Raw genomic sequence first — 23,687 nt, forward strand, 5'->3', positions numbered from 1 at the left:
TACGCGTACACGCACGGCGCTCAGGCGAGCGGCGGCGGGCCCTTGCGCTCGCCCTCGTGCTCGTCGCGCGGCTTGACCTCCTCGCCGTGGCCGCCGAGCTCGTGCGGCAGCAGACGGCCGTCCTTGGGGAACGTCTCGTTCGCGTCGCCCGTACCCTCCAGGTGGCTCTGGTGCTCCGGCCTGCGCGGTTGCTCCTGCGGTCCCGGGTGGTGGTTGACGTCGTCCCTGCGGCGGAAACCCAACCAGAATCCCCCGACGAGGATGATCACGATCACCAGCCCGATCGGGAACATCCAGACGTTGCCGGCCGCAAGGACCACGTCGTGTGCGTACAGCATGTTCGGTGGGTTCATGTGCGATCGAGTACCCCTTCGGCAGCCAGTGATGACCACTTGACGGTCGCACGCGGCGAAATCTTCACCCGGCCGGGTGAAGAACGGGGTTCCGTGCGTTTGTTCCGGCCGGATCGAGGCACCCGGACGCAACCGGGAACGCCCGCCGGAACCAGGAAGGGGCTGGCCATGGGCCTCATACCCATGCTGTGCGGCGTACTTTTCCCACCCGCGATGCTCGGAGTGGTCGTCGGGATGGGCCGTCTCGAGGAATACATCATGCGGGAGCCGGAGCCGAAAACCCGGCCCGCGCACCCACGCAGGCGCCTTCTTCGTCGCTGACTCAAGGCCCCTGCGCCCGGGGTTTGCGGCCCCGGGCCAGGGGGCGAGCGGCCGCCATCGTGTGAAGGACGGCACGACGCGCACCACCGTCCTCGTCGCCCTCACCGCGAACCTGGTCATCGCCGTCGCCAAGGCAGTGGGAGGCCTCTTCTCCGGCTCGCCCGCCAGACGCTGCACCCCGCACGGGCCACGAAACCTGTGTCGCTGTCCGAGGTCAGTGCGACACACAAGGCTCTGGAAGCCGCGGAAGAACCGCTTCCCAAGCGTTCAGGCGGGCGTCGGCCGCAATACCTGCTGCACGTTTCCGGGCTTCGTCGGCGGCGATGGGCGGTTCCGCGAGGAACGGCCCGTCAACGAGGTGCCGGCGACGCGGCAACCGTCATGCCCCGCCCACCGCAGGGTGTTGCAGCTCGCGCAGGTCGAGGCGCGAGCCGTGGCCGCGGGTCACCGCCTCGAGCGTGCGCTGGAGCGGCGGTGGCGGCACCGTCAGGACCGGGCACGCCGCGTGCGCCACACAGAAGCGTGCCACGGACGGGAACAGGGCGCGGCGCCACAGGCCGCGGCGGCCCGTGCCCACCACGAGCAGGTCGTCCTCGCGGTCCGCGATGTCGACCAGCGCCTGCCCCGGCGCGCCGCGTGCCACGAAGCACTCGGTGGGCACGCTCGGCTCCGCTCCGCCGAAGGCCGTGTCGAGTGCGGTGACCAGCACGTCGACGGCCTCGCGGCGGCAGTCCTCGCCCAGCGACGGGGACGGGAAGGAGCCACGCGGGCCCAACTCCGTCAGCGGCGCCTCCCAGGCGAGCACGGCCCACAGCGTCCCGCCGGCGGAGCGCACCTCGGCCACGGCCCTGTGCAGTGCCGCGATGCTGCCCAGGGAACCGCTCACCCCGGCGACCACCCGCCGCTCACCCGTCGTGTGCATGGCCCTCCACGCTCCTCGGCCCCATCGCGTCGCCGGTCCCCTCACTCCATTGAACCGCCGCGCGGCGGCGGGCGCGAAGTGCGTCGGCGGCTCCTCACCGCAGCGGGAAGGACGCGCCGCGCTCGTCCTCGGGCCGCGCGCCGAAGATGCGCCGCTCGCCCTCCTCGATGCGGACGTCGTCGATGCTCGCCTCGCGGCGGCTCATCAGCCCGTTCTCGTCGAACTCCCACAGCTCGTTGCCGTACGAGCGCCACCACTGGCCGTCCGCGTCATGGCACTCGTACTGGAAGCGGACGGCGATGCGGTCGCCGTCGAACGCCCACAGCTCCTTGCGCAGCGCGTAGTCGAGCTCTCGGGACCACTTCCGCGCCAGCAGCGCGACGATCTCGGCGCGGCCGGTGACGAAGGTGTCGCGATTGCGCCACACCGAGTCCTCCGAGTACGCGAGCGCGACCTTCTCGGGATCCCTGGTGTTCCAGGCGTCCTCGGCGCCCTGGACCTTCTGTGCCGCGGTCTCCCGGGTGAAAGGGGGAAGCGGTGGACGAGCGTTCATGGGCTGCCTTCCCGGGAGAACCGGCGTTCTCCGCTCCGCTGTTACGGTAAGTACTGCCGGAATCGCGGTCAAGCGCCGGCGAGGAGTGGTGAAGGATCATGGACGGCACGGCCGCCCGCCGGCAGGCTCTCGACGCGGCGGAACGGCTCTTCTACGCGCGCGGAATACGCGCCGTGGGCATGGACGAGATCCGCACGGCCTCCGGTGTGTCGCTCAAACGGCTCTACCAGCTGTTCCCGGCCAAGGACCGGCTCGTCCAGGCCTGCCTGGAGCGCAGGGACGTCACGTGGCGGCGCAGGCTGGCGGACCGCGTCGAGCGTGCGAGCGACCCCGGGGAGCGGATCCTCACCGTCTTCGACTTCCTCGGCGAGTGGTTCGGCGAACCCGGCTTCCGGGGCTGCGCGTGGATCAATGCCTACGGGGAACTGGGCGCCACCAGCCCGGCCGTCGCCGCACTCGCCAAGGCACACAAGGCGGCGTTCCGCGCATACCTCGCGGACCTCGTCGCGGCGGCCGGGCTGCCGGACGCGGCGACGGACCACCTGCTGCTGCTCGCCGAGGGCGCGATGGTGACCGCGGCGATCCACGGCCGCGCGGACCCCGCGGCGCGGGCACGCGAGGCGGCGGCGCTGCTGCTCGCCGCGCATGCAGGACCGCGCACCCCCTGACAGCCGGTGCGGCACCGCGCGGGGCGGGCATGCTGGTCGCGCACACCCCCGTCCACGACAGGAGCCGCGTCCGTATGAAGATCATCGCAGCCGACACCATCGTCACCGGCCCCGGCCGCAACTTCGTCACCCTCCGTATCAGTACGGACGAGGGCCTTACCGGCCTCGGCGACGCCACGCTCAACGGCCGCGAGCTGGCCGTCGCCTCGTACCTGCGCGACCACGTCGCACCGCTGCTCGCCGGGCGCGACGCGGGGCGGATCGAGGACACCTGGCAGTACCTCTACCGCGGCGCCTACTGGCGGCGCGGCCCCGTGACCATGGCCGCGATCGCGGCCGTCGACACCGCGCTGTGGGACATCAAGGCCAAGGCCGCGGGCATGCCGCTCTACCAGCTGCTCGGCGGCGCCTCCCGCACCGGCGCCCTCGCCTACGGGCACGCCTCGGGCCGCGACATACCCGAGGTGCTCGACTCGGTACGCGCAGTGCGCGAGCAGGGCTTCCGCGCCGTCCGCGTCCAGGCGGGCGTCCCCGGCCTCGGCGCGGTGTACGGAGTGGCGGACCCGGCACGAGGCGACGCGCCCGCCGGCGCGTCAGGGCACCCGCGCCCCTTCGAGGAGACATGGGACACGGCCGCGTACCTGCGCCACATCCCGCGCGTCTTCGAGGCCGTGCGCGCCGAGTTCGGGCCCGAACTGCCCCTGCTGCACGACGGGCACCACCGGATGACGCCCGTCCAGGCCGCCCGGCTCGGCAAGGACCTCGAAGCGTACGACCTGTTCTGGCTGGAGGACGCGACGCCCGCGGAGGACCCGTCGGCGCTGCGTCTCGTACGCGGACACACCACCACGCCGCTCGCCATCGGCGAGGTCTTCAACTCGGTCCACGACTACGGTCCGTTGCTGACCGAGCGGCTGATCGACTACGCGCGCTCCGCGGTCACCCACATCGGGGGCGTCACGGCCATGCGCAAGCTCCTGGACCTGGCGGCCGTCCACGGGGTCAAGTCCGCCATCCACGGGCCCGCCGACATCTCCCCGGTCGGGATGGCCGCGGCCGTCCACCTCGACACGGCCGTGCACAACTTCGGCATCCAGGAGTACACGCGGCACGCCAAGGAGACGCTGGAGGTCTTCCGGCCCTCGCACACCTTCACCGACGGGATGCTGCGCCCCTCGGAACTGCCGGGTCTCGGCGTCGACTTCGACGTGGAGGCGGCGGGCAGGTATCCGTACGAACCGGCGTACCTGCCCGTGAACCGCCTCATCGACGGCACCGTCCACGACTGGTAGCCGTTTGTTCGCGGAACGGGGAGTGCGTCGGCGCTCCGCGTGGCATGCTCGTCACGGAAGGTGGCGGACCGTCCACACGGGGAACGAAGGAAAGTGACGCCATGCCCGCCCTCTGGCTCCAGGTGCTGCACTCGCTGTCGCGGCCCGGTGCGGCGCCCGACGACGACATACTCGCCCGCGCCGCGGCCGACATCGCCCTGCGCGACCACCCGCACCCGCCGGCGAGCGCCGACGTGGTGCTCGACATCGCACGGTCCGAGTTCGCCGCCGTCCTGAACCGTACCCAGGCGCAGTCCGCCCTCGACCGCGCACGCAGGGCGGGCCGCGGTGGCGAGTACGGGCGGCCCGCCCCCGGCGGCTAGCCTGCTGACCACCATGAACGGTTTCACGACTCCCTGGGGCGAACACGTCCTCACCCGCTACCCCGAGGACCCCCGCGACGCCCTGCGCGCCTGGGACGGCGCCGACACGTATCTGCTCAGCCACCTCGCGGCCACCGCGGCCGACCTGACCGGCACGGTGGCGGTCGTCGGTGACCGCTGGGGCGCCCTGGCGACGGCCCTCGCCGCCGCCAGGCTCGAACAGCCGCCCGCGGGCCGGCTCGCCCCGCACGGAACGCTCGTGCAGATCACCGACAGCCATCTCACCCAGTGCGCGACCCGGGCGAACCTCCGCCGCTCGGGCGCGGACAGTGACGCCGTGCGCCTGTTGTCCGTGCGCGACACGCCCCCCGCGCGCGTCGACGTCCTCATCGTCCGCGTGCCCAAGAGCCTCGCCCTGCTGGAGGACCAGCTGCACCGGCTCGCCCCCGCGCTGCACCCGGGCTCCCTCGTCGTCGGTGCCGGCCGCACCACCGAGATCCACAACTCGACCCTCCGCCTCTTCGAGGACGTCATCGGGCAGACCAGGACCACGCTCGCCGCCCACAAGTCCCGCCTCGTCCTCACCACCCCGGCCGCGGACAAGGTGGGCGACGGGCCCGCGCGGCCGCGGAACCCCTGGCCGGTGCGGTACGCGCTGCCGCGGGACGTGGGCGTCATGTCGGGCCGCACGGCCGTGGGGCACGCGGGGATCTTCTGCGCCGAACGCCTCGACATCGGCACCCGGTTCTTCCTGCGCCACCTGCCCGAGCGGCACGGCCCCGAGCACGTCGTGGACCTCGGCTGCGGCAACGGCGTCGTCGGCACCGCGGCCGCGCTCGCCAACCCCGAGGGGCGCGTCACCTTCGTCGACGAGTCCCACTCGGCGATCGCCTCCGCCCAGGCCACGTTTCAGGAGGCGTTCGCGCCCGGGCCCGGCGGGGCGGCCAAGGCCCCGTCGGCCCGCTTCGTACTCGGCGACGCGCTGAGCGACACGGCCCCGGGCAGCGTGGACCTCGTACTCAACAACCCGCCGTTCCACAGCCACCGGGCGACGACGGACGAGACGGCCTGGCGCATGTTCACCGGTGCGCGGGCCGCGCTGCGCCCCGGGGGCGAGCTGTGGGTCGTGGGCAACAGGCACCTCGGCTACCACGGGAAACTCCGCCGGCTCTTCGGCCGGTGCAAGGTCGTCGCGAGCGATCCGAAGTTCGTGGTGCTGCGCGCGGTCAAGAGCTGACAGGCGCTCTTAGGAGGATCCTCCGCACGGTCTCGCATTTGCTATGTGGATACCTATCAAGAGTTGTAAATACCAGGCTGAGCGGCATATCTTGGCGCGCATGCAGTCGTATACAATCGGTCAGGCGGCAAGGTTGCTCGGGGTCAGCCCCGACACCGCGCGCCGCTGGGCCGACGCCGGCCGGGTCGCCACACACCGCGATGAGGCAGGGCGCCGCCTCATCGACGGCCGCGACCTCGCGGCCTTCTCCGTCGAGGTCGCGCAGAGCGGCGCCGACGACGGCGAGGAGCCCTACACCTCGGTCCGCAACGCCTTCCCCGGCATCGTCACCGCCGTCACCCTCGGCGATGTCGCCGCCCAGGTCGAGATCCAGGCCGGGCGGCACCGGCTCGTCTCCCTGCTCACCCGCGAGGCCGTCGAGGAACTCGGCCTGGAAGTCGGCATGCGGGCCACGGCACGGGTGAAGGCCACCAACGTGCACGTCGACCGCAGTTGAACCACCGCTGTACGCAACGCGTCGCCCGTCCCCGGCGCTCCTGCCCCATCCGCTCGTGGGCCGTCCCAGGCCCGCCACGCCCAAGGAGTCACCGTCCCATGCGACTTGTCACCCACCGCCGCTGTGCCGCCCTCGCCGTTGCCGCCCTCGTCCTGCCGCTCGCCGCGGCCTGCTCCAGCGGTGACAGCGGAAACAAGGCCGATTCGGGTCCTTCCGCGAGCGGGGCCGCCTCCTCCTCGTCGGGCAAGGCACCCGCGGCCGACCTGACCGTGCTCGCCGCGGCCTCGCTCACCGACGTCTTCAAGACCGCGGGCGACACGTACATGAAGGAGCACCCGGGCACCAAGGTGAAGTTCTCCTTCGCCGGTTCCCAGGCACTCGTCGCGCAGGTCAAGCAGGGCGCCCCCGCGGACGTCCTGGTCACGGCCAACACGAAGACCATGGGCGACGCGGGGTCCGACGTCGGCGCGCCGACCATCATCGCGAAGAACCGCCTCGTCATCGTCACGCAGAAGGGCAACCCCGACCACGTCAAGACCCTCAAGGACCTGGCCGACCCCAAGCTCTCCGTCGTCCTCGCCGCCCCAGCCGTGCCCGCGGGCAACTACGCCGCGCAGGTCCTGAAGAAGCAGCACGTCACGGTCCACCCCAAGTCGGAGGAGGCCGACGTCCGCTCGGTCCTCACCAAGGTCGAGACCAGCGCCGACGCCGGCATCGTCTACAAGACGGACGCGGCCACCGCCCCCGACAAGGTCGACAGCATCGCGATCCCTGACTCCCAGAACGCGGTGGCGTCCTACCCGGCCGCGACGCTCAAGGACTCCAAGCAGTCCGCGGCCGCCAAGGCGTTCGTCAAGTGGCTCACCACCCCCGAGGCCCAGTCCATCCTGCGCAAGGCGGGCTTCCAGCAGCCGTAGGTTCCGCGCAGGGGCGGCCGGCGCGACCGCACGACACCGCAGACGTCAGGAACACCGGATGACACGCATACGAACACGCGGGGCGGGCACTCCCGTCGCCCTCGCGGTGCCTGCCGTGCTCGCGGTGGCGTTCCTGCTCCTGCCGCTCGTCGCGGTCGTCGCCGACACCCGGTGGCACGAGCTGTTCCACGACCTCACCGGCCACGACACCGTGCTCGCGCTCAAGCTCTCGCTGGTGGTGTCGTTCAGCGCGCTCGGGCTCTCGCTGGTCTTCGGCGTCCCGCTGGCCTGGCTGCTGGCGCGCGTCGACTTCCCGGGCAAGACGCTCGTGCGCTCGCTCGTGCTGCTGCCGATGGTGCTGCCGCCCACCGTGGGCGGCGTCGCGCTGCTCCTCGGCTTCGGCAGGCGCGGCCTGATCGGGCCCTTCCTCGAGCACACCTTCGGCATCGTCCTGACCTTCCACACCTCGGGTGCCATCGTCGCGGCGGCCTTCGTGGCCATGCCGTTCCTCGTCATCAGCCTCGAAGGCACCCTGGCCGGTCTCAGGCCCGCGTACGAGGAGACCGCGGCCTCCCTCGGCGCGTCGCCGCTGCGGGTGTTCCTCACCGTCACCCTGCCGATGGTCGCGCCGGGGCTCGCCGCCGGCTCCGCGCTGACCTGGGCGCGCGCCCTCGGCGAGTTCGGTGCCACGATCACCTTCGCGGGCAACCTGCCAGGATCCACCCAGACACTGCCGCTGCGCGTCTACCTGCTGCTCCAGGACTCACCCGAGGCGGCCACCTCCGTGTCGCTGCTCCTGCTCGTCATCGCGATGGCCGTCCTCGTCGCGCTGCGCGGCCGGTGGGCCGGCACGGGCGCGGCCCGCCGGCCCGCGGCCGGGCGGAGCACGCAGGAAGCCGCGGGGACGGAGGCCGCCGCTGCGGACTCCGTCCCTGTCGAGCCGCCGGCCGGTGGTGCAGCCGCCCCGCCGGTGCCCGCCGAGAGGTGGGACCTGCACGCCGACGTCACCGGCTTCAACCGGCTCACCCTCCAGGCAGGCGGCGGCACCACCATCGCCGTCGTCGGACCCAACGGCGCGGGCAAGACCACCCTGCTGCGCGCGCTGCTCGGGCTCACCCCGCGCGCCCGCGCCGAACTCCGCCTCGGCGACAGCGACGTGACGCGGCTGCCGCCCCACCGGCGCGGCGTGGCCTGGGTGCCGCAGAGCGGTGCCCTGTTCCCGCACCTGAACGCGCTCGCCAACACCGCCTACGGGCTGCGCGCCCACGGAGTCGGGCGCGCCGAGGCACGGCGCAGCGCGCGCCAGTGGCTCGACCGGCTCGGCGTGGGCCATCTCGCCCATCGCAGGCCCCACGAGCTCTCCGGCGGCCAGGCGCAGCGCGTCGCGCTCGCCCGCGCGCTCGCTGCCCGCCCACGGCTGCTGCTGCTCGACGAGCCGCTCGCCGCCCTCGACCAGACCACCCGCGCGCAGGTGCGGCACACCCTGCGCACGCATCTCGCCGGGTTCGGCGGCGTGTGCCTGATGGTCACCCACGACCCGGTCGAGGCGGTGTCGCTCGCCGACCGCGTCCTCGTGCTCGACGCGGGCGCGGCCCTGCAGGACGCACCGCCCGCCGAGGTCTCACGCCACCCGCGCTCGCCGTGGGTGGCGCGGATGCTCGGCCACAACGCGTGGCCGGGCACGTGCAGGGACGGGGGACTCGACGTGGCGCCCACGGGGCGGCTCGTCGTCGCGGACCCGGCGCCGGATGCCGCCCGGGCGCTGGCCGTCATCGAACCCGAGGCCGTCGGCCTGTACCGGACACGGCCCGCGGGCAGCCCCCGCAACGTCTGGCCCGGCACGGTCCGCGAGATCACCGCGAGCGGCAGCAGGCTGCGGGTCGTCGTCACCTCGGACGAGGTGCCCGACCTCGTCGCCGAGATCACCCCGGCGGCCGCCGCGGACCTCGCCCTTGCCGACGGCGTCCGCGTATGGACCAGCGTGAAGGCCACCGAGGTCACCCTGGTCGCGCTCTGACGGCCCGTCACCCGGCCGGCCACCGCACCGCGCTGCGGACAGCACCGGGGCGCTGCGCGCCGGACCCGAGCGGTTCGGCAGACTGTGACCGTGTCCCCACTTCCCCGACAGGCACCCCGAGACGAACGAGGCGAGCGCCCGCGCGGCCACATGATCGTCTGCGGCGACGACGGGCTGGCCAGGCGTCTCGCCACCGAACTGCACGAGCTGTACGGGGAGAGCGTCGTCCTCGTCGCGCCGCCCGCCGGCACCCCCGAGCACCCGCGGAGCCGGTTCGGCACGCGCCGCGCGCAGGGGCCCCGCGTCATCGAGGCGCGCGAGCCCCACGACGGCACGCTGATCGAGGCGGGGATCGACGACGCGGTGGCGCTTGCGCTCACCTACGAGGACGACGAGGTCAACATCAGGGCCGCGCTCGCCGCCCGCAGGGCCAACCCCCGCCTGCGGCTCGTCATCCGCGCCTACAACCGCAAGCTCGGCGAGCAGCTCTCCGCCCTGCTCGACCAGGCGGGCAGCGGCCCGGATGGCGGGAACGAGTCGGGGCGGGCGGGCCTGACCACCGTCCTCTCCGATGCCGAGACGGCCGCCCCGGCCCTCGCGGCGGCCGCGGCCGCCGGCACCAGCAGGGCCATCGCCGCGGGCGGCGTCCTGCTGCGCGCGGTGGAGCGCGGCGCGCCCGCCGAGGGCGAGGACGCGGACGACGGGGACGGTGGGCCCGCGCTCGCCACCCTCGCGCTGCTGGCAAACGGAGCCACCGCCGCCGGCACGTTCTTCCACGGCCACGAAAGCCCCGAACTGCTCCCCGACGAGGCTGCGGTGGCCGACGCGCCCGACCGCGGCCGCCTCGTACTCGAAGTGGTGCAGACCGCAGGACAGGACACGGGGCGCAAGGCGGCCGGGCGCGGCGCCCCGCTCGCGGCCATCTTCTCCCGGCAGGTGCGCTGGTCCTTCGCCGGCATCGTCGCGGCCGTGCTCGCCCTCGCCACCACGACCTGGCTCACCACGGGCACCACACCGCTCGGCGCCTGCTACGTGGTCCTGCTCGACCTGTTCGCCATCGACGACCCCGCTGTCGGCGAGTCCGCCGAACGCCAGATCCTCCAACTGCTCGCCGGATTCGCCGGGCTGCTCCTGCTGCCGCTGGTGACGGCCGCCGTCCTCGAAGTGTTCGGCACCTTCCGCACGGCGTCGTCGCTGCGCCGCCCGAGCCGCGCACTCTCCGGCCACGTGGTGCTCCTCGGGCTCGGCAAGATCGGTGGCCGGGTACTGCGCGAACTGTGCGCCTGGCGCGTACCCGTGGTGTGCGTCGAGTCCGACCCGACGGCGCGGGGCGTCGCCGCCGCGCGCAGGCTGCGGGTGCCGACCGTCATCGGCGACGTCACCCAGGAGGGCGTCCTCGAGGCCGCCGGCATCGAACGGGCATCGGCGCTGCTCGCGCTCACCAGCAAGGACACCACCAACCTGGAGGCGGTGCTCTACGCGCGGTCGCTCGCGCCCGGCCTGCGGGTCGCGCTGCGCCTGTACGACGACGAGTTCGCGACCGCGGTCTACCGCACGATGCGCGCCGCCTACCCGGCCGCGGCGACACGCAGCCGCAGCGTGTCGGCGCTCGCCGCACCCGCCTTCGCCGCCGCCATGCTGGGGCGTCAGATCGTCGGCGCGATCCCCGTGGAGCGCCGCGTACTGCTCGTCGCGACACTCGGCGTCGAGGGGCAGCCACAACTCGAAGGACGCACCGTCGGGGAGGTGTTCAGAGCCGGCACGTGCCGGGTCGTCGCCGTCGAGCGCAGCGACGGTGTCGAGCCCGCCGGCGTCCCCGCACCGCCGGACGGCTACGTCCTGCGGGCGGGCGACCGGGCCGTGGTGGCGGTCACCAGGCGCGGACTCGCGGATCTCGTCGGACGCAGGGCATCCCGGCCGCAAGGGGGCGTCCCGTAAGGAGGCGTCCTCCCGCAGGACACCGAACTGGCCTAACCTCCTTGCTGTTTGGCATGCCCCCACTCATGCATCCGGGAGGACGCATCCCCATGGCCAGATCCCTCCGCAACGCCGCCACCGCCGCCACCGCGGGCGCCGCCGCACTTGCCGTCCTGCTCGCCTCCCCGGCCTCGGCCTCGGACGTACAGCAGCTCCCGTACTCCCACTCGACGGCCGTCGGCATACACAACACGTACGACCCAGCCGCCTTCCCCTACCTCGCGGACGGCCTCGACACCGGCACCGGCATGGTCGAGATCGACACGTGGACCAACCTCGTGGGGCCCGCCTTCCGCGTCTCGCACGATCCCGTCGGCAACCACAACAACTGCACGGGCTCCACCACCGTCGCCGGGCTGACGTCGGGTTCCACCGACAAGGACCTGGCCGGCTGCCTCACCGACCTCAGGACCTGGAGCGACGCGCACCCGGACCATCCGCCCGTCGTCGTCAAGGTGGAGATGAAGGACGGTTTCCTGGCGAACAAGGGCCGCGGCCCTGCCGACTTCGACGCCATCGTGCGCAGCAGGCTCGGCGACTCGGTCTTCAGCCCCGCCGACCTCACCGCCGGCCGCTACGCCACCCTCGACCAGGCCGCGAAGGCCGACGCATGGCCGACCCGTGACCAGCTGGCGGGCAAGTTCGTCATCGAGCTCATCCCCGGGACGGTCGAGGAGCAGAACCCCTTCGACACGCTGTGGACCGACCGCGAGTACGCGACGTACCTGCGCGACCTCCAGGCCGCCGACGACCTCGCCCAGGCCACCGCCTTCCCCGCCGTACACACCGTCACCGCACCCGGTGACCCGCGCACCCGGTACACGGACACGTCCCTGCGCCCGTGGTTCGTGTTCTTCGACACCGACGCCAACGGGTTCGTGACGGACGGGATCGACCTCGACTGGTACGACCGGAACCACTACTTCGTCATCCTGACCGACGCCCAGAACGTCGCACCGGCCATCGACGGTACGAACCCCACGCAGCAGCAGGCCAGGGACCGCCTCGACCTGCTCGCCAAGGACCACGCCAGTATCGTCTCCGCGGACTGGCGGAGCCTGCCGGCAGTGGACTCCGCGGTCGTCCCGCGCGGCGCCGCCCAGTAGCGGCAGGGTGCGGCACGGGTGGCGCGGACCACGCCACCCGTGCCGCACCCGCGACCGCCGCCCCGCCGTCCGCCGGTGCTGGGCCGGTCAGCGGCGCCGGGTCACTCGTCGGCGCCGGAGAGCGGTTCGTGCGAGGGGGAGATGATACGGGCCGTCAGGTCCGGCTCCGCCATGTGCCGGTCGAAGGGGAACATCGGACGGCGGATGCGGTGGTGGCCGAGGCGCACCAGGTCCTGGTCGACTCCGCCGGGTGTCAGCGCCAGCTTCCAGTCGGCCGCCATGTCGAAGAGCTCGGGTTCGAGGTAGCCGATCTTGACGATGACGACGTCGGCACCGCGCGGGTCGAGGCGGAGGTCGGTGAAGTCGTGCTCGTGGTGGTACGGCTTGCGCCGCTTCGTGAGGATCGCGTACACGCTGCCCACCCGCAGGACGACCTCGGTCCCGGCGTCACGGTCGCCCTGCCTGATCGCGTGGACAACGCCGGTCACCGTGATCGGTCCTGAATGCCGGTCGTCCACCTCGGCGCCCGCCGTGACGGTCACGCTCGCACCGACGCCCGCGGCCTCGGCCGCCGCTACCGCCGCGGGGCCCGGCACCGAGGCATAGATCACCGTCGGGCCCGAGGGATCCTTGAACTCCGCTCGTGCCAGCAGGCGTTCCAGACCCCAGGTCACGTCGCCCGCGCCCCCGGCCGTCGGGTTGTCACCGGAGTCGCTGATGAAGTAGGGGCGGTCGGGGGAGGCCAGGGCGTCGTCCAGGCACGCGTCGAGCGTGCCGGTCGGCGCCACGAACGCGAAGTCCTCACGCGCGTCGTAGAAGGCACGGGCCAGCCGCTCCGCGCCCGCCGAGACAGCCGTCTCGTCCTGCCCGGTCACCACGACGACCGCGCGGTTGCGCGGCTCGTCGGCCCAGGCGTAGCCGACCCAGATCGCCGCGTCGGTCACGCCCTCGGCGGCCTCCACCTCCGGAACCTTCGCGTAGACGCTCTTGGCGGGTTCGATCCGGGTCGAGGTCTGCTCGCCGGCGAGCAGCACGGGCACCGGGACCCATGCCTTGACCGGGCGGGGCGCACCCGAGGTGAGCAGGTCGACGAGGTTGCGGGCGGCACGCTCCTTGGTCTCCATGAAGTCCTCGTGCGGTGCCATCCGGTAGCAGGTGATCAGGTCGCTGCCGTGGGCCAGTTCGCGGGACACGTTGCCGTGCAGGTCCATGGAGGTCGACACGATGACCTCGGGGCCCACGGTCTCGCGGATGCGTGCGAGCAGCAGCGCCTCGGCGTCGTCGATGCCCTCGACGGTCATGGCGCCGTGGATGTCGTACCAGAGGCCGTCCAGCGCGGGCATCGCCGCCAGGCGCTCGATCAACTCGTCCGACAGGCAGGCGAAGGCCTCGGCGGTGACCTGCCCGCCGGGCAGCGACTTGCCGACGAGGGCACCGCGCCAGTCGGCCGCTGAGGTCAGCGGCTCGCCCGGAGCGAGAAAGGGGTAGCGGGTCATGACCTCCTCACCGCGCAGCGGGTGGAAGGCCGGTGCCTCGGTGCGTGCGGGGGAGAAGGTGGACGACTCGATGCCGAGTCCCGCGATGGCGATGACGGGACGGGCGACGGGCTTGCGGGGGCGTGGCATGGCTCCTCCGGGGGCGTGCGTGCAATCGATGATCTTGTCCCCGCCGGGCCTGTGGCCCGTGCGGACAGGGTCGTGGCGGCGGTGCTGTCAGCCCGTCGTCGTCTCGGCAGGGCGCGGGAGTCCGGGGCCGGAAGCGCCCTCCGCCGCGCTCCCGAACGCCAGGCGCACCGCGTGCTGGAGCGCGAACTGGCCCGCTCCGAAGAGCCCCGCGTCCACCCCGCGGCTGGCCCGCTGGATGGTCAGGTGCTCGGTGACGAGCGGGTGGCACGCCTCGTACAGCTGGCTGCGCACGGCGGCGACCAGCGGTTCGAGCGTGGACAGGATGCCGCCCAGGTACACGGCGTCCGGGTTGAAGAAGTTGACGTTCGCCGCGAGCACCTGGCCGAGGTAGCGCCCGGCGCGGCGCACAGCGCTCGTCGCCGTCGGATCCGCGTCGGACGCGAGGCGTACCACGTCCTCGATCGAGCCGATGCCGGCGCCGCGCTCCTGGAGGATCCTGACCAGAGCCGCTCCTGACGCCACGGTCTCCAGGCAGCCGCTGTTTCCGCAGGAACACGGAATGTCCCCGGCGGCGTCGATGCGTACGTGGGTTATGTCGCCGGCGGCTCCGGTGGCACCGCGGTGGAGCCGGCCGTCCACGATGATCCCCGCGCCGATGGCCGACCCGATCTTCACCATGATCGTCTGGCGGTGCCGGTCGGGATGGGTGGCGTACTCGCCCACGGCCATGCAGTTGGCGTCGTTGTCCACGGCCGCCGGGACCCCGAACCGTTCGGTCAGCCAGGGGCCGACGGGGAACTTGTTCCAGCCCGGCATGCGGGAGGGAAGGGTCACCACGCCGGACGACGCGTCGACAGGGCCCGGCAGGGACACACCGACCCCCCTGAGCCGCCTGCCGCCGTGCTGCTCTGCCAGTGCCTCCAGTGTGTCCGCCAGGCGGGTCAGCGCCGCCTCGGGGCCGTCCGCGATCGCCAGGGGCACCGTCGAGACATCGGTCAGCCGCCCACCGGGCTGGACGACGCCCACGCGTGCGTGCCGGCCGCCTACATCGGCGGCCAGGGCGAACTCGTCGGTCCCGCCGAGTCGCAGGACCTTGCGCGGGCGCCCGCCACCGGAGGCCCGTGTCCCGTGCTCCGCGACCAGTCCTCGCTCCACGAGCTGGCTGACCGTGATCGAGATCGTCGACGGGGCCACACCGAGCCGGCCCGCCAGCTCCGTGCGCGTCACGGCCTGCCCTGAGGCGATGAGTTCGAGGACGCGCGAGGCGAGTGGCCGTGCACCTCCATCACCGCTCCAGTGCGGTGCACTTACGTCAGACATGGATGAAGTTACTTCCGGAGGGGGAATGTTGGAGGTGACACTACGCCCGGCATGACCAGGCATTTGTGACCCACATCACACGAGAAAACCCGGGCAGTGTGGCGCAAACATCGACCAGGTAGGGCGATCGGCAAGGCAAGCACAGCACACTCGACTCTTTTTTCATTTCAAACTAAACCTATTTTTTACGAAACAGCGTTTGTTTTTTCGGCACCGGCGGCTTTGACTGCTCTCCCAAGCGCCCCTGCCGTGACGCCTCCCGCTCCGGGTGGGACCGGGCGGGCCGTTTCACCTTGAGGAGAGTCATGCTTTCTGCTCGTCTGCGGCAACGCCGCCGCTGGGCACTTACCGCGGGCGCTGCCGCCTCCGCGGCCGCGCTGGTCGCGGGGTGCAGTGGGTCGAGCGGCGGTGGTTCGGCGTCAGCGACGCCCGACAAGATCAACTATGCTCTGCCGGCCAACTTCACACCGAACTGGATCCTTCCGCTCGGTACCGCCGCCCACCTCAACACCAACAACAACTCGATCATCGCGGCCCTGTGGGAGCCGCTGATCGCGTACGACGGCTCCACCGGCTCGATCCAGTGGAACAAGAAGGCATCGCTGGCCACCGCGGCCGACTTCGCCAAGGACGGCAAGAGTGTCACGATCACACTCGGGAACCGGCACTGGAGTGACGGCAAGCCCGTCACCTCCCGCGACGTCCAGTTCTTCTACAACGTCGTCAAGGCCAACAAGGGGCAGTGGGCCAGCTACAACAAGGGGCAGGCGCCCGACAACTGGACCTCGCTCAAGATCGTCGACGACACCCACTTCACGATCACGTTCGACAAGGCGTACAACCCGCAGTGGATGCTCGCCAACGAACTGCCCCTCATCATCCCGATGCCGCAGCACACATGGGACAAGACCTCCGCGTCCGGCAAGGTGACCAACGCGGACGAGACCACGGCCGGCGCCAAGCAGGTGTGGACATACCTCAACAACGCCGCCAAGAACATATCGGCCTACGCGACCGACCCACTGTGGAAGACCGTCGACGGCCCCTACACCCTCAAGTCCTTCTCGACCGCGGGCAAGGTCGTCCTCACCGCCAACAAGAAGTACGACGGCGGCGAGAAGGCCAACATCCCGACGGTGAACCTCCTCCCGTTCACCACCACGGACGCCGAGGAGAACGCCCTGCGTTCCGGGCAGGTCGACTACGGCTACATCAACGCCAGTGAACTCGACCAGAAGTCGTCGTTCACCAACCTCGGCTACGACGTCAAGCCGTGGACCGGCTGGGCCATCACCTACATGCCGTACAACTTCAACAACCCGGCCATGGGACCGGTGTTCAAGCAGCTGTACGCGCGGCAGGCGATCCAGGAGTCGATCGACCAGACCAGCATCGCCAAGGTCATCTTCAACGGCACCGCCGTCCCCGGCTACGGCCCGATCCCCACCGCCGAGGCGTCCGACTTCGTCTCCTCCGCCCAGAAGAGCAACCCGTACCCGTTCTCGACCGCCAAGGCCAAGGCGCTCCTCACCGCGCACGGCTGGTCCGAACAGGGCGGTGTGATGGTGTGCACCAGCCCCGGCTCATCCTCATCGCAGTGCGGCGAAGGCGTGGCCAAGGGCACGAAGTTCGAGATGAAGGTGCTGTCGCAGTCCGGTTCACCGGTCACCGACAACATGATGAGCGCGATCCAGTCCTCCCTCGAGAAGACCGGCATCAAGTTCGACATCAAGACGGCGCCCGTCAACTCGGTCCTCTCGCAGACCCCGCAGTGCACCTCGTCGCAGTCCATCTGCAAGTGGCAGTTGTCGTTCTTCGGCACCGCGGGCAGCTGGTACTTCCCGGCCTTCCCGACCGGTGACTCGCTCTTCCAGACCAAGGGCGGTTCGAACTTCGGCAACTACTCGAACACGTCGGTCGACAAGCTCATCGGCGCGTCCACGACGTCGTCGACCAACGCGGCCGTGCAGCAGTACAGTGCCGCGCTCGCCAAGGACCTGCCCGTCGTCTGGCTGCCCGAGCCCGATTACCAGATCTCGGTGATCAAGAAGGGCCTGGGCGGCTTCGCCCAGGACGCACTCGCCAACTTCCACCCCCAGCAGTGGAAGTGGACCGGCAAGTGACGACCGCGTCCGAGGGTGCCGGCCCGCTCGCGTGCGGGCCGGCACCCTCGCGGGCCCCCGGGCACCGCCCGTCCCGTTGCCCCCAACCGAACCGGCCGGACCACACATGACGACCTTCCTCTACCTGACCAGGCGCGTCCTGCAGGCCATCGTCGTGATCTTCATCGTCACGATCGTGGTGTTCTGCCTGCTGCACGCACTGCCCGGCGGGCCGGCCCGGGGCATCCTCGGGCCCCAGGCCTCCGCCCAGCAACTCGCGGCCTTCAACCACGCGCAGGGCCTCGACAAGCCGCTGCCACTGCAATACGTCTACTACCTCGGCCGTCTGGTGCACGGAGACCTCGGCACCTCGTACACCCTGAACGAGCCGGTGGCACAACTCATCGTGCAGCGCCTGCCGAAGACGCTCGTGCTGACGGTCCTGTCGGCGATCGTCGGCCTGCTGCTGGCCATCCCCCTCGGCATGTGGCAGGCCGTGCGACGCAACAAGCCCGTCGACTACATCGCCACCACGCTGAGCTTCATCGCCTACTCGACGCCCGTCTACTTCCTCGGCCTCATCCTGGTTCTGGTGTTCAGCCAGGTTCTGCCGCTCTTCCCACCGCAGGCACCCCAGGGCGACACGCTCGGTCAGGTCTTCGCCACCCCCCAGGGCCTCGTCCTGCCCGTTGTCGCGGGTGCGGCCTCCATGGTCGCCGTCTTCAGCCGCTACATGCGCGCGGCCACCCTGGAGAACCTCTCCGAGGACTACGTCCGCACGGCGCGGGCGGGGGGTTCGCGTGCGCGCTCCCTGCTGTGGCGTCACGTGTTCCGCAACTCCCTCACGTCCGTGGTGGCCATGCTCGGGTACTACGTGCCGGTCGTCTTCGGTGGATCACTCGTCGTCGAGCAGCTCTTCAACTATCCGGGGATGGGGCTGCTGTTCTGGTCGGCTGCCCAGTCCTCCGACTACCCGGTGCTGCTCGGATGCGTCCTTGTCATCGCGCTCGCGACCGTCGTCGGCACGCTCCTCGCCGACATCGTGCAACGGATCATCGACCCGCGCGTGAAGGAAGGCCGCTCATGAGCGCCGTGCTGCAACCGGGCCAGGCGCCCGGCACAGGTGTGTCCGCCGAGACGGATCCCGAGGCGGCCGGGGCCACAGGTCTCCGCCTCGCGGTGCGCAGGTTCACAAGGAACCGGCTCGCCGTCATCGGGCTCGTGGTCGTGGTCCTGTTCTTCCTGTTCTGTTTCGTCGGGCCGCTCCTCTACTCGACCGATCAGACGCACACACTGCTCCACCAGGTGAATCTGGCGCCGAGCGGCAGCCATCTGCTCGGCACGGACGCCGTCGGCCACGACGAACTCGGCCGGCTGATGTTCGGAGGCAAGGTCTCGCTGCTCGTCGGCCTCGCCGCCGGCGTCCTCGCGACGGTCATCGGCACGCTGTGGGGTGCCGCGGCCGGCTACGCGGGCGGCTGGGTCGACGCGACGATGATGCGCGTCGTCGACGCGGGCATCGCGATCCCCGCGCTGTTCATCCTGCTGGTCATCTCCGCCATCTCGAACCCGGGCGTTCCCGGGCTCATTGTGATCATCGGCTTCGTGTCCTGGCTGGTGCCCTCCCGCCTCATCCGCGCCGAGACACTCACACTGAAGAACCGGGACTACGTCCTCACCCTGCGGGCGATCGGCGGCGGGCACACCCGCGCCATCGGGCGTCACATCCTGCCGAACTCGATCTCCACCATCGTCGTCGCCGCGACCTTCCAGGTGGCCGACGCGATCCTGCTCGTCGCGTACGTGTCCTACCTGGGACTCGGCGCACAGCCGCCCGCCACCGACTGGGGCGGGATGCTGTCGGCGGGCCTGACCGCCGCCTACTCGGGCCGCTGGTGGCTCATCCTGCCACCCGGCCTCGCCATCATCCTCGTGGTCTGCGCGTTCAACGCCATCGGCGACGGCCTGCGGGACGCTTTCGACGTGAGGGGACGCGGATGACCATCGCGGAACGCTCCGCTGCCGCGGAGCCGATACTCGAACTCCAGGATCTCGGCGTGACGTTCACGACCGAGACCGGCGAGGTACCCGCCGTGCGCGGGGTGTCGCTCCAGGTGCGCCCCGGCGAGACGCTCGCCCTTGTCGGCGAGTCCGGTTCCGGCAAGTCGACCGTCGCGCTGGCCTCGATCGGGCTGCTGCCCGGCAACGCCCGCGCCACGGGCGGCGTCTCGGTCGACGGCAAGAACGTCGTCGGCGCCGCCGAGTCGGACCTCGCCCACCTGCGGGGGAACACCGTCTCCATGGTGTTCCAGGAACCGGCCACCGCCCTCGACCCCCTCGCACGGGTCGGCGCCCAGATAGCCGAGGTCATCACCAACCACCGGGACATACCGGCCAAGGAGGCCGCCGCCGCGGCAGTGGACCTGCTGCGCCGGGTCGGCATCCCCGACCCGGAACGCCGCGCTTCGGCCTTTCCCTTCGAGCTCTCCGGCGGCCAGCGCCAGCGCGTCGTCATCGCGATGGCCATCGCCAACGACCCCAAGGTGCTGATCGCCGACGAGCCGACCACCGCACTCGACGTCACCGTGCAGGCCGAAATCCTGGACCTGCTGCGCGAACTCACCGTCGGCTCGGGCACCGCCGTGCTCCTCGTCACCCACAACATGGGAGTCGTCGCCGATTTCGCCGACCGCGTCGCCGTCATGCTCAAGGGCGAGATCGTCGAGACAGGCACCGTGGAGGACGTCCTGCTGCGGCCCACCCACGACTACACCAAGCGCCTGCTCTCCGCGGTCCCGCGCCTCACGGTCACCGAGCAGGGAACGGAACCGGCCGGCGCCCAGGAGAATCCTGCCCCGGCCGAGCCGGTCGTGGACCTGCGGGACGTCTCGGTACTCTTCGGCCGCGGCCGCCGGGCGGTACGTGCGCTCGACGGCGTCTCCCTCGTCGTGCGGCCCGGCGAGACGGTCGGTCTCGTGGGCGAGTCGGGGTCCGGCAAGTCGACCGCCGCCCGGGTCGCGCTCGGCCTCGTCACCCCCTCCCAGGGCGTGGTGCACCTCTTCGGCGCCGACCTGCACAAGACGCGCAGGCGCGACCGCCGCGCCATGCGGTCCGGCATCGGTGTCGTCCTCCAGGACCCGGTCGCCTCGCTCGACGCCCGCATGACCGTCGCCGAGTGCATCGCGGAGCCGCTGCGCGTCCACCGCGGCGGAATGTCCGCGGCGCAACGCGCGTCGCGCGTCGGGGAGATCCTCGAACGAGTGCGCCTGCCAAGGTCGTTCGCCCAGCGCGCACCGCGTGAACTGTCGGGCGGCCAGCGCCAGCGTGTGAGCCTCGCCAGGGCGCTCGTCCTCGACCCGCGGCTCCTCGTCGCGGACGAACCCACCAGCGCCCTCGATGTCAGCGTCCAGGAGACGGTCCTCGAAGTGATCACCGAACTCCAGGACGAACTCGGCTTCGCCTGCCTGTTCGTCTCCCACGACCTGGCCGTGGTCCAGCAGTTCGCCGAACGGGTCGTCGTCATGCGCCTCGGACGCATCGAGGAGCAGGGGTCGACGAGGACCACCCTCATACGCCCCGGGACCGACTACACGAGCAGGCTGCTCGCGGCCGTGCCCGTGGCGGACCCGGTGCGGCAGCGACAGCGCCGGGCGGAACGCCTCGCGGCCGCCGGCGGATCGGACGCCGTCGCGTGAGTCCGTCGAAGAACCACCGGGCCACGCGCGACCTGTACGCGGGAATCGACATCGGGGGCACCACCACCCAGGTCGTGCTCTGTACGGAGGGTCTCGACGTACTGGAGCACGCCGAGGGCCCCACGCCCGCGACCGAGGGCGGCGACGCCATGATCCGCGTCGCCCTCACCGAGCTGCGTGCCCTCCTCGGAAGGAGACCCGCCGCGCGCCTGGCGGGAGTCGGTGTGGGCGCCGCGGGCATCGTCGACCCGCGAAGAGGACGCATCCTCGTCGCGAGCGACTCCTTCACCGACTGGGCCGGCTACCCGGTCACCAAGACCCTGGAGGCCGCACTCGGCGTCCCCGCGTTCCTCGACAACGACGTCAACGCGTTCCTGCGGGGCGAGGCCACGGGCGGCGCCGTGGCAGGCGAGCCGTACGCGCTCGGCATCACACTGGGAACCGGCGTCGGTGGCGCGCTCTGGCTGGACGGCGGGCTCTTCGAAGGCCCTCACGGAGCAGCAGGGGAAATCGGCCACGTTCCCGGCTTCGGGGACATCCGCTGCACCTGCGGCGGCCACGGGCACCTGGAGACCCTGGCGTCCGGCCGCTCCATCGCGGCCCGGTACCGGGAGCGGACGGGCCACGGCAGGACCGCGAAGGAGGTCGGCGCGGCGGCCGACGGCGGCGACCCCGACGCCCTCGCCGTGTTCGACGCCGCGGGCGCGGCACTCGCCCGCGCCATCCTCATCGTCGCGGGGGTGGCGGACGTGACGACCGTCGTCGTGGGCGGCGGCGTGAGCGGATCCTGGCACCTGCTCGAACCGCGGGTGCGGGTGCGACTCGCTGCGGAACCGCCCGTCAGCGGTGCTCCGATCACGCTGGTCAGGGCGGGGCTGGAAGGCAGTGCGGTCGCCATCGGCGCTGCTTCACGCGTCCGTGCCGAACTGAGATCGGCCGGTACGGCGCCGGCCCCGTTGGTCCCGGGCGCCGCGAAGGGGCTGCCCGTATCGGTGAGCGCCACGGTGCCCCTGCCCGAGTGAGTCCCCGGCATCTGGCCACGGCAGTGCACGTGGGCCGGCCGTGGCCGCCGAACGGGCCGGCCTGCCCGTGCCGCGCCCTCCGGCATTGCGTCCCGGCGGGCGCGGCGCGCGCCACCGCTCCGGCGCCCGCCGCAGGGCTGCCGGCCGCGCCCGTCCCGTCAGCCGTGCGCGGCCAGCACCGTCTCCACCGTGTCCGCGTCCCCGGGGCGCTTGTCCTCCCGGTAGCGCACGACCCGTGCGAACCGCAGCGTGACCCCCGCCGGGTAGCGCGTGGAGCGCTGCAGACCGTCGTACGCGATCTCGACCACCAGCTCAGGACGCACCGCCACGGTGAACCCGTCGTCGGAGACGGCGAGTTCGCCCAGCCGGGCCGTCTGCCACGCCAGCATCTCGTCCGTCAGGCCCTTGAACGTCTTGCCGAGCATCACGAACGAGCCGTCTTCACCGCGCGCCCCCAGATGCAGGTTCGACAGCTTCCCCGTGCGCCTGCCGTGCCCCCACTCGGCCGCCAGCACCACCAGGTCCAGCGTGTGCACGGGCTTGACCTTCAGCCACCCCGCGCCGCGCCTGCCCGCGCTGTACGCCGTGTCGAGACCCTTCACCACCACGCCCTCGTGGCCGCGCCCCAGCGTCTCGCGCAGGAACGCCTCGCCCTCCGCGGCATCCGCCTCCCCGCCGGCCGCGACCACCACGCGCCGCACCCGCACGGGCTCGGGCACCAGGCGCGCGAGCGCCGCGTGCCGCTCGGTGTACGGCAGGTCGAGTAGGTCCTCGCCCCCGGCGGCCAGGATGTCGAAGAACACCACGGACAGCGGCAGGGCCGCCGCGGCCGAGGCCACGTCGCTGCGCGATCCCACCCGCCCGGCCACGTCCTGGAACGGCCGCGGCCTGCCGTCGGCGCCGAACGCGATCACCTCGCCGTCCAGCACGAACCCGTCCCCGTCGAGGCCGCGCGCCACCGACACCACCTCGGGCAGCCGGGGGGTGATGTCGTCGAGCGTCCGGGTGAACACCCGCACGGTGTCGCCCGTACGGTGCACCTGCACCCTGATCCCGTCGAGCTTCTCCTCCACGGAGCAGCCGCCGAGCCGCTCCACCGCGTCCGCGACGGACGAGGCGGTCCGCGCGAGCATCGGCAGCACGGGGGAGCCGACCGTCAGCCCGAACCCGGAGAGCGAGGCCGGTCCCTCCGAGAGCAACCGCTCCGCCACAGGACCCACGGCGCCCGCCAGCATGACCGCTCTGCGCACCTCGGCGGGCGGCGCACCCGCGGCGACCGCGAGCGCCTCCACCGCCAGAGCGTCCAGCGCGCCCTGCCGTACCTCGCCCGAGACGACCCCCACGAGGAACCGCTGCTCCGGCTCCGTCGCCGCGCCGAGCAGCTCACCCACCAATCGGCGCCGCCGCGCCTGCGCACCCGCGCCCGAGACCGCGGCCAGCGCCGAGAAGGCGGCGTCGACCTCACGCAGCGTCAGCGTCGGGGTGTCAGCGGGCGGCGGCGGATCCTTGAGCGCGCTCCAGCCCACGCCGATCCGCCCCTGCGGCAGCCGCCCCGCCAGGTACGCGATCACCACCGGCACGTCGTCCGGCTCCGCGTCGCGGAACACCTCGGCGATCAGCGCGATCTTGCGGGACCGCGCCGACGTCCCGGCGACCTCCCCTGACACACGTGCGAGCGGAGCCAGCAGCATGCGGCCATGAT

20 protein-coding genes are annotated in these 23,687 nt (G+C 72.0%); 14 read left to right on the top strand and 6 right to left on the bottom strand.

The annotated features are described in order from the left end of the window. Positions 1-20 precede the first annotated feature (20 nt). The 3 genes from IH48_RS0110510 to IH48_RS0110525 all read right to left on the bottom strand — a co-directional run bounded on the left by IH48_RS0110510 (position 21) and on the right by IH48_RS0110525 (position 2,149). Positions 21-353: a DUF6479 family protein gene (locus IH48_RS0110510; RefSeq protein ID WP_030902176.1), complete on the bottom strand. Its 333-nt coding sequence runs from the start codon at positions 351-353 to the stop codon at positions 21-23. Positions 354-1,053: 700 nt separating this feature from the next. Continuing rightward, the gene (locus tag IH48_RS0110520; protein ID WP_030902178.1) at positions 1,054-1,596 is read right to left on the bottom strand and encodes a universal stress protein; all 543 of its coding nucleotides are present in this window, start codon (positions 1,594-1,596) and stop codon (positions 1,054-1,056) included. A 94-nt stretch (positions 1,597-1,690) separates the two neighbouring features. Then, on the bottom strand, positions 1,691-2,149 hold the full coding sequence (locus IH48_RS0110525) for a nuclear transport factor 2 family protein (protein WP_030902179.1): 459 nt from the start codon (positions 2,147-2,149) through the stop codon (positions 1,691-1,693). A gap of 98 nt (positions 2,150-2,247) precedes the next feature. On the opposite strand from IH48_RS0110525, the gene IH48_RS0110530 reads away from it, so the two are divergent. The 9 genes from IH48_RS0110530 (at position 2,248) to IH48_RS0110570 (ending at position 12,221) form a co-directional block, all read left to right on the top strand. Continuing rightward, positions 2,248-2,817, top strand: a complete 570-nt coding sequence (locus tag IH48_RS0110530; RefSeq protein ID WP_030902181.1) for a TetR/AcrR family transcriptional regulator — start codon at positions 2,248-2,250, stop codon at positions 2,815-2,817. 74 nt (positions 2,818-2,891) lie between these two features. Beyond that, complete coding sequence (gene manD / locus IH48_RS0110535; protein WP_030902182.1) at positions 2,892-4,109, top strand: D-mannonate dehydratase ManD; 1,218 nt, start codon at positions 2,892-2,894, stop codon at positions 4,107-4,109. Between the two features lie 101 nt (positions 4,110-4,210). Next, on the top strand, positions 4,211-4,471 hold the full coding sequence (locus tag IH48_RS0110540; protein ID WP_030902183.1) for a hypothetical protein: 261 nt from the start codon (positions 4,211-4,213) through the stop codon (positions 4,469-4,471). Between the two features lie 13 nt (positions 4,472-4,484). Then, entirely contained in the window at positions 4,485-5,708 is a 1,224-nt protein-coding gene (locus IH48_RS0110545) for a methyltransferase (protein ID WP_030902184.1), read from the top strand. Between the two features lie 100 nt (positions 5,709-5,808). Continuing rightward, positions 5,809-6,204, top strand: a complete 396-nt coding sequence (locus tag IH48_RS0110550) for a TOBE domain-containing protein (RefSeq protein WP_030902185.1) — start codon at positions 5,809-5,811, stop codon at positions 6,202-6,204. 98 nt (positions 6,205-6,302) lie between these two features. Then, entirely contained in the window at positions 6,303-7,121 is an 819-nt protein-coding gene (gene modA, locus IH48_RS0110555) for a molybdate ABC transporter substrate-binding protein (protein ID WP_030902186.1), read from the top strand. Between the two features lie 58 nt (positions 7,122-7,179). Next, entirely contained in the window at positions 7,180-9,138 is a 1,959-nt protein-coding gene (locus tag IH48_RS0110560; RefSeq protein WP_030902187.1) for an ABC transporter permease, read from the top strand. 150 nt (positions 9,139-9,288) lie between these two features. After that, on the top strand, positions 9,289-11,076 hold the full coding sequence (locus IH48_RS0110565; RefSeq protein ID WP_030902188.1) for an NAD-binding protein: 1,788 nt from the start codon (positions 9,289-9,291) through the stop codon (positions 11,074-11,076). Between the two features lie 89 nt (positions 11,077-11,165). Beyond that, positions 11,166-12,221 (top strand): phosphatidylinositol-specific phospholipase C domain-containing protein, encoded by a 1,056-nt coding sequence (locus IH48_RS0110570; protein ID WP_030902189.1) that lies wholly within the window; start codon positions 11,166-11,168, stop codon positions 12,219-12,221. Between the two features lie 101 nt (positions 12,222-12,322). On the opposite strand, the gene IH48_RS0110575 is transcribed toward IH48_RS0110570, so the two are convergent. Next, on the bottom strand, positions 12,323-13,846 hold the full coding sequence (locus tag IH48_RS0110575) for a M81 family metallopeptidase (protein ID WP_030902190.1): 1,524 nt from the start codon (positions 13,844-13,846) through the stop codon (positions 12,323-12,325). Positions 13,847-13,933: 87 nt separating this feature from the next. Further along, positions 13,934-15,166, bottom strand: a complete 1,233-nt coding sequence (locus IH48_RS0110580; RefSeq protein WP_051839516.1) for an ROK family transcriptional regulator — start codon at positions 15,164-15,166, stop codon at positions 13,934-13,936. Between the two features lie 305 nt (positions 15,167-15,471). On the opposite strand from IH48_RS0110580, the gene IH48_RS0110585 reads away from it, so the two are divergent. The 5 genes from IH48_RS0110585 (at position 15,472) to IH48_RS0110605 (ending at position 21,985) form a co-directional block, all read left to right on the top strand. Beyond that, the gene (locus tag IH48_RS0110585) at positions 15,472-17,289 is read left to right on the top strand and encodes a peptide ABC transporter substrate-binding protein (protein ID WP_030902194.1); all 1,818 of its coding nucleotides are present in this window, start codon (positions 15,472-15,474) and stop codon (positions 17,287-17,289) included. Between the two features lie 106 nt (positions 17,290-17,395). Continuing rightward, positions 17,396-18,355, top strand: a complete 960-nt coding sequence (locus IH48_RS0110590) for an ABC transporter permease (RefSeq protein WP_030902196.1) — start codon at positions 17,396-17,398, stop codon at positions 18,353-18,355. Continuing rightward, positions 18,352-19,269, top strand: coding sequence for an ABC transporter permease (locus tag IH48_RS0110595; RefSeq protein WP_030902197.1), 918 nt, complete (start codon positions 18,352-18,354; stop codon positions 19,267-19,269). The genes IH48_RS0110590 and IH48_RS0110595 overlap by 4 nt, the downstream gene beginning before the upstream one ends. Further along, positions 19,266-20,963 (top strand): dipeptide ABC transporter ATP-binding protein, encoded by a 1,698-nt coding sequence (locus IH48_RS0110600; protein ID WP_030902199.1) that lies wholly within the window; start codon positions 19,266-19,268, stop codon positions 20,961-20,963. Before IH48_RS0110595 ends, IH48_RS0110600 begins: the two co-directional genes overlap by 4 nt. Beyond that, entirely contained in the window at positions 20,960-21,985 is a 1,026-nt protein-coding gene (locus IH48_RS0110605; RefSeq protein WP_234434199.1) for an ROK family protein, read from the top strand. Before IH48_RS0110600 ends, IH48_RS0110605 begins: the two co-directional genes overlap by 4 nt. Positions 21,986-22,143: 158 nt before the next feature. Here IH48_RS0110605 and IH48_RS0110610 read toward each other — a convergent pair whose 3' ends face one another. Next, entirely contained in the window at positions 22,144-23,676 is a 1,533-nt protein-coding gene (locus IH48_RS0110610; protein WP_030902203.1) for an ATP-dependent DNA ligase, read from the bottom strand. Positions 23,677-23,687: the final 11 nt, after the last annotated feature.

The sequence above is a fragment of the Streptomyces sp. NRRL F-5126 genome, from assembly GCF_000721265.1.
Taxonomy (GTDB): Bacteria; Actinomycetota; Actinomycetes; order Streptomycetales; family Streptomycetaceae; genus Streptomyces.

Coding starts and splice junctions, on each gene's coding strand:
- IH48_RS0110510 (WP_030902176.1), bottom strand. CDS start 353: ATGAACCCACCGAACATGCTGTACGCACACGACGTGGTCCTTGCGGCC.
- IH48_RS0110520 (WP_030902178.1), bottom strand. CDS start 1,596: ATGCACACGACGGGTGAGCGGCGGGTGGTCGCCGGGGTGAGCGGTTCC.
- IH48_RS0110525 (WP_030902179.1), bottom strand. CDS start 2,149: ATGAACGCTCGTCCACCGCTTCCCCCTTTCACCCGGGAGACCGCGGCA.
- IH48_RS0110530 (WP_030902181.1), top strand. CDS start 2,248: ATGGACGGCACGGCCGCCCGCCGGCAGGCTCTCGACGCGGCGGAACGG.
- manD (WP_030902182.1), top strand. CDS start 2,892: ATGAAGATCATCGCAGCCGACACCATCGTCACCGGCCCCGGCCGCAAC.
- IH48_RS0110540 (WP_030902183.1), top strand. CDS start 4,211: ATGCCCGCCCTCTGGCTCCAGGTGCTGCACTCGCTGTCGCGGCCCGGT.
- IH48_RS0110545 (WP_030902184.1), top strand. CDS start 4,485: ATGAACGGTTTCACGACTCCCTGGGGCGAACACGTCCTCACCCGCTAC.
- IH48_RS0110550 (WP_030902185.1), top strand. CDS start 5,809: ATGCAGTCGTATACAATCGGTCAGGCGGCAAGGTTGCTCGGGGTCAGC.
- modA (WP_030902186.1), top strand. CDS start 6,303: ATGCGACTTGTCACCCACCGCCGCTGTGCCGCCCTCGCCGTTGCCGCC.
- IH48_RS0110560 (WP_030902187.1), top strand. CDS start 7,180: ATGACACGCATACGAACACGCGGGGCGGGCACTCCCGTCGCCCTCGCG.
- IH48_RS0110565 (WP_030902188.1), top strand. CDS start 9,289: ATGATCGTCTGCGGCGACGACGGGCTGGCCAGGCGTCTCGCCACCGAA.
- IH48_RS0110570 (WP_030902189.1), top strand. CDS start 11,166: ATGGCCAGATCCCTCCGCAACGCCGCCACCGCCGCCACCGCGGGCGCC.
- IH48_RS0110575 (WP_030902190.1), bottom strand. CDS start 13,846: ATGCCACGCCCCCGCAAGCCCGTCGCCCGTCCCGTCATCGCCATCGCG.
- IH48_RS0110580 (WP_051839516.1), bottom strand. CDS start 15,166: ATGTCTGACGTAAGTGCACCGCACTGGAGCGGTGATGGAGGTGCACGG.
- IH48_RS0110585 (WP_030902194.1), top strand. CDS start 15,472: ATGCTTTCTGCTCGTCTGCGGCAACGCCGCCGCTGGGCACTTACCGCG.
- IH48_RS0110590 (WP_030902196.1), top strand. CDS start 17,396: ATGACGACCTTCCTCTACCTGACCAGGCGCGTCCTGCAGGCCATCGTC.
- IH48_RS0110595 (WP_030902197.1), top strand. CDS start 18,352: ATGAGCGCCGTGCTGCAACCGGGCCAGGCGCCCGGCACAGGTGTGTCC.
- IH48_RS0110600 (WP_030902199.1), top strand. CDS start 19,266: ATGACCATCGCGGAACGCTCCGCTGCCGCGGAGCCGATACTCGAACTC.
- IH48_RS0110610 (WP_030902203.1), bottom strand. CDS start 23,676: ATGCTGCTGGCTCCGCTCGCACGTGTGTCAGGGGAGGTCGCCGGGACG.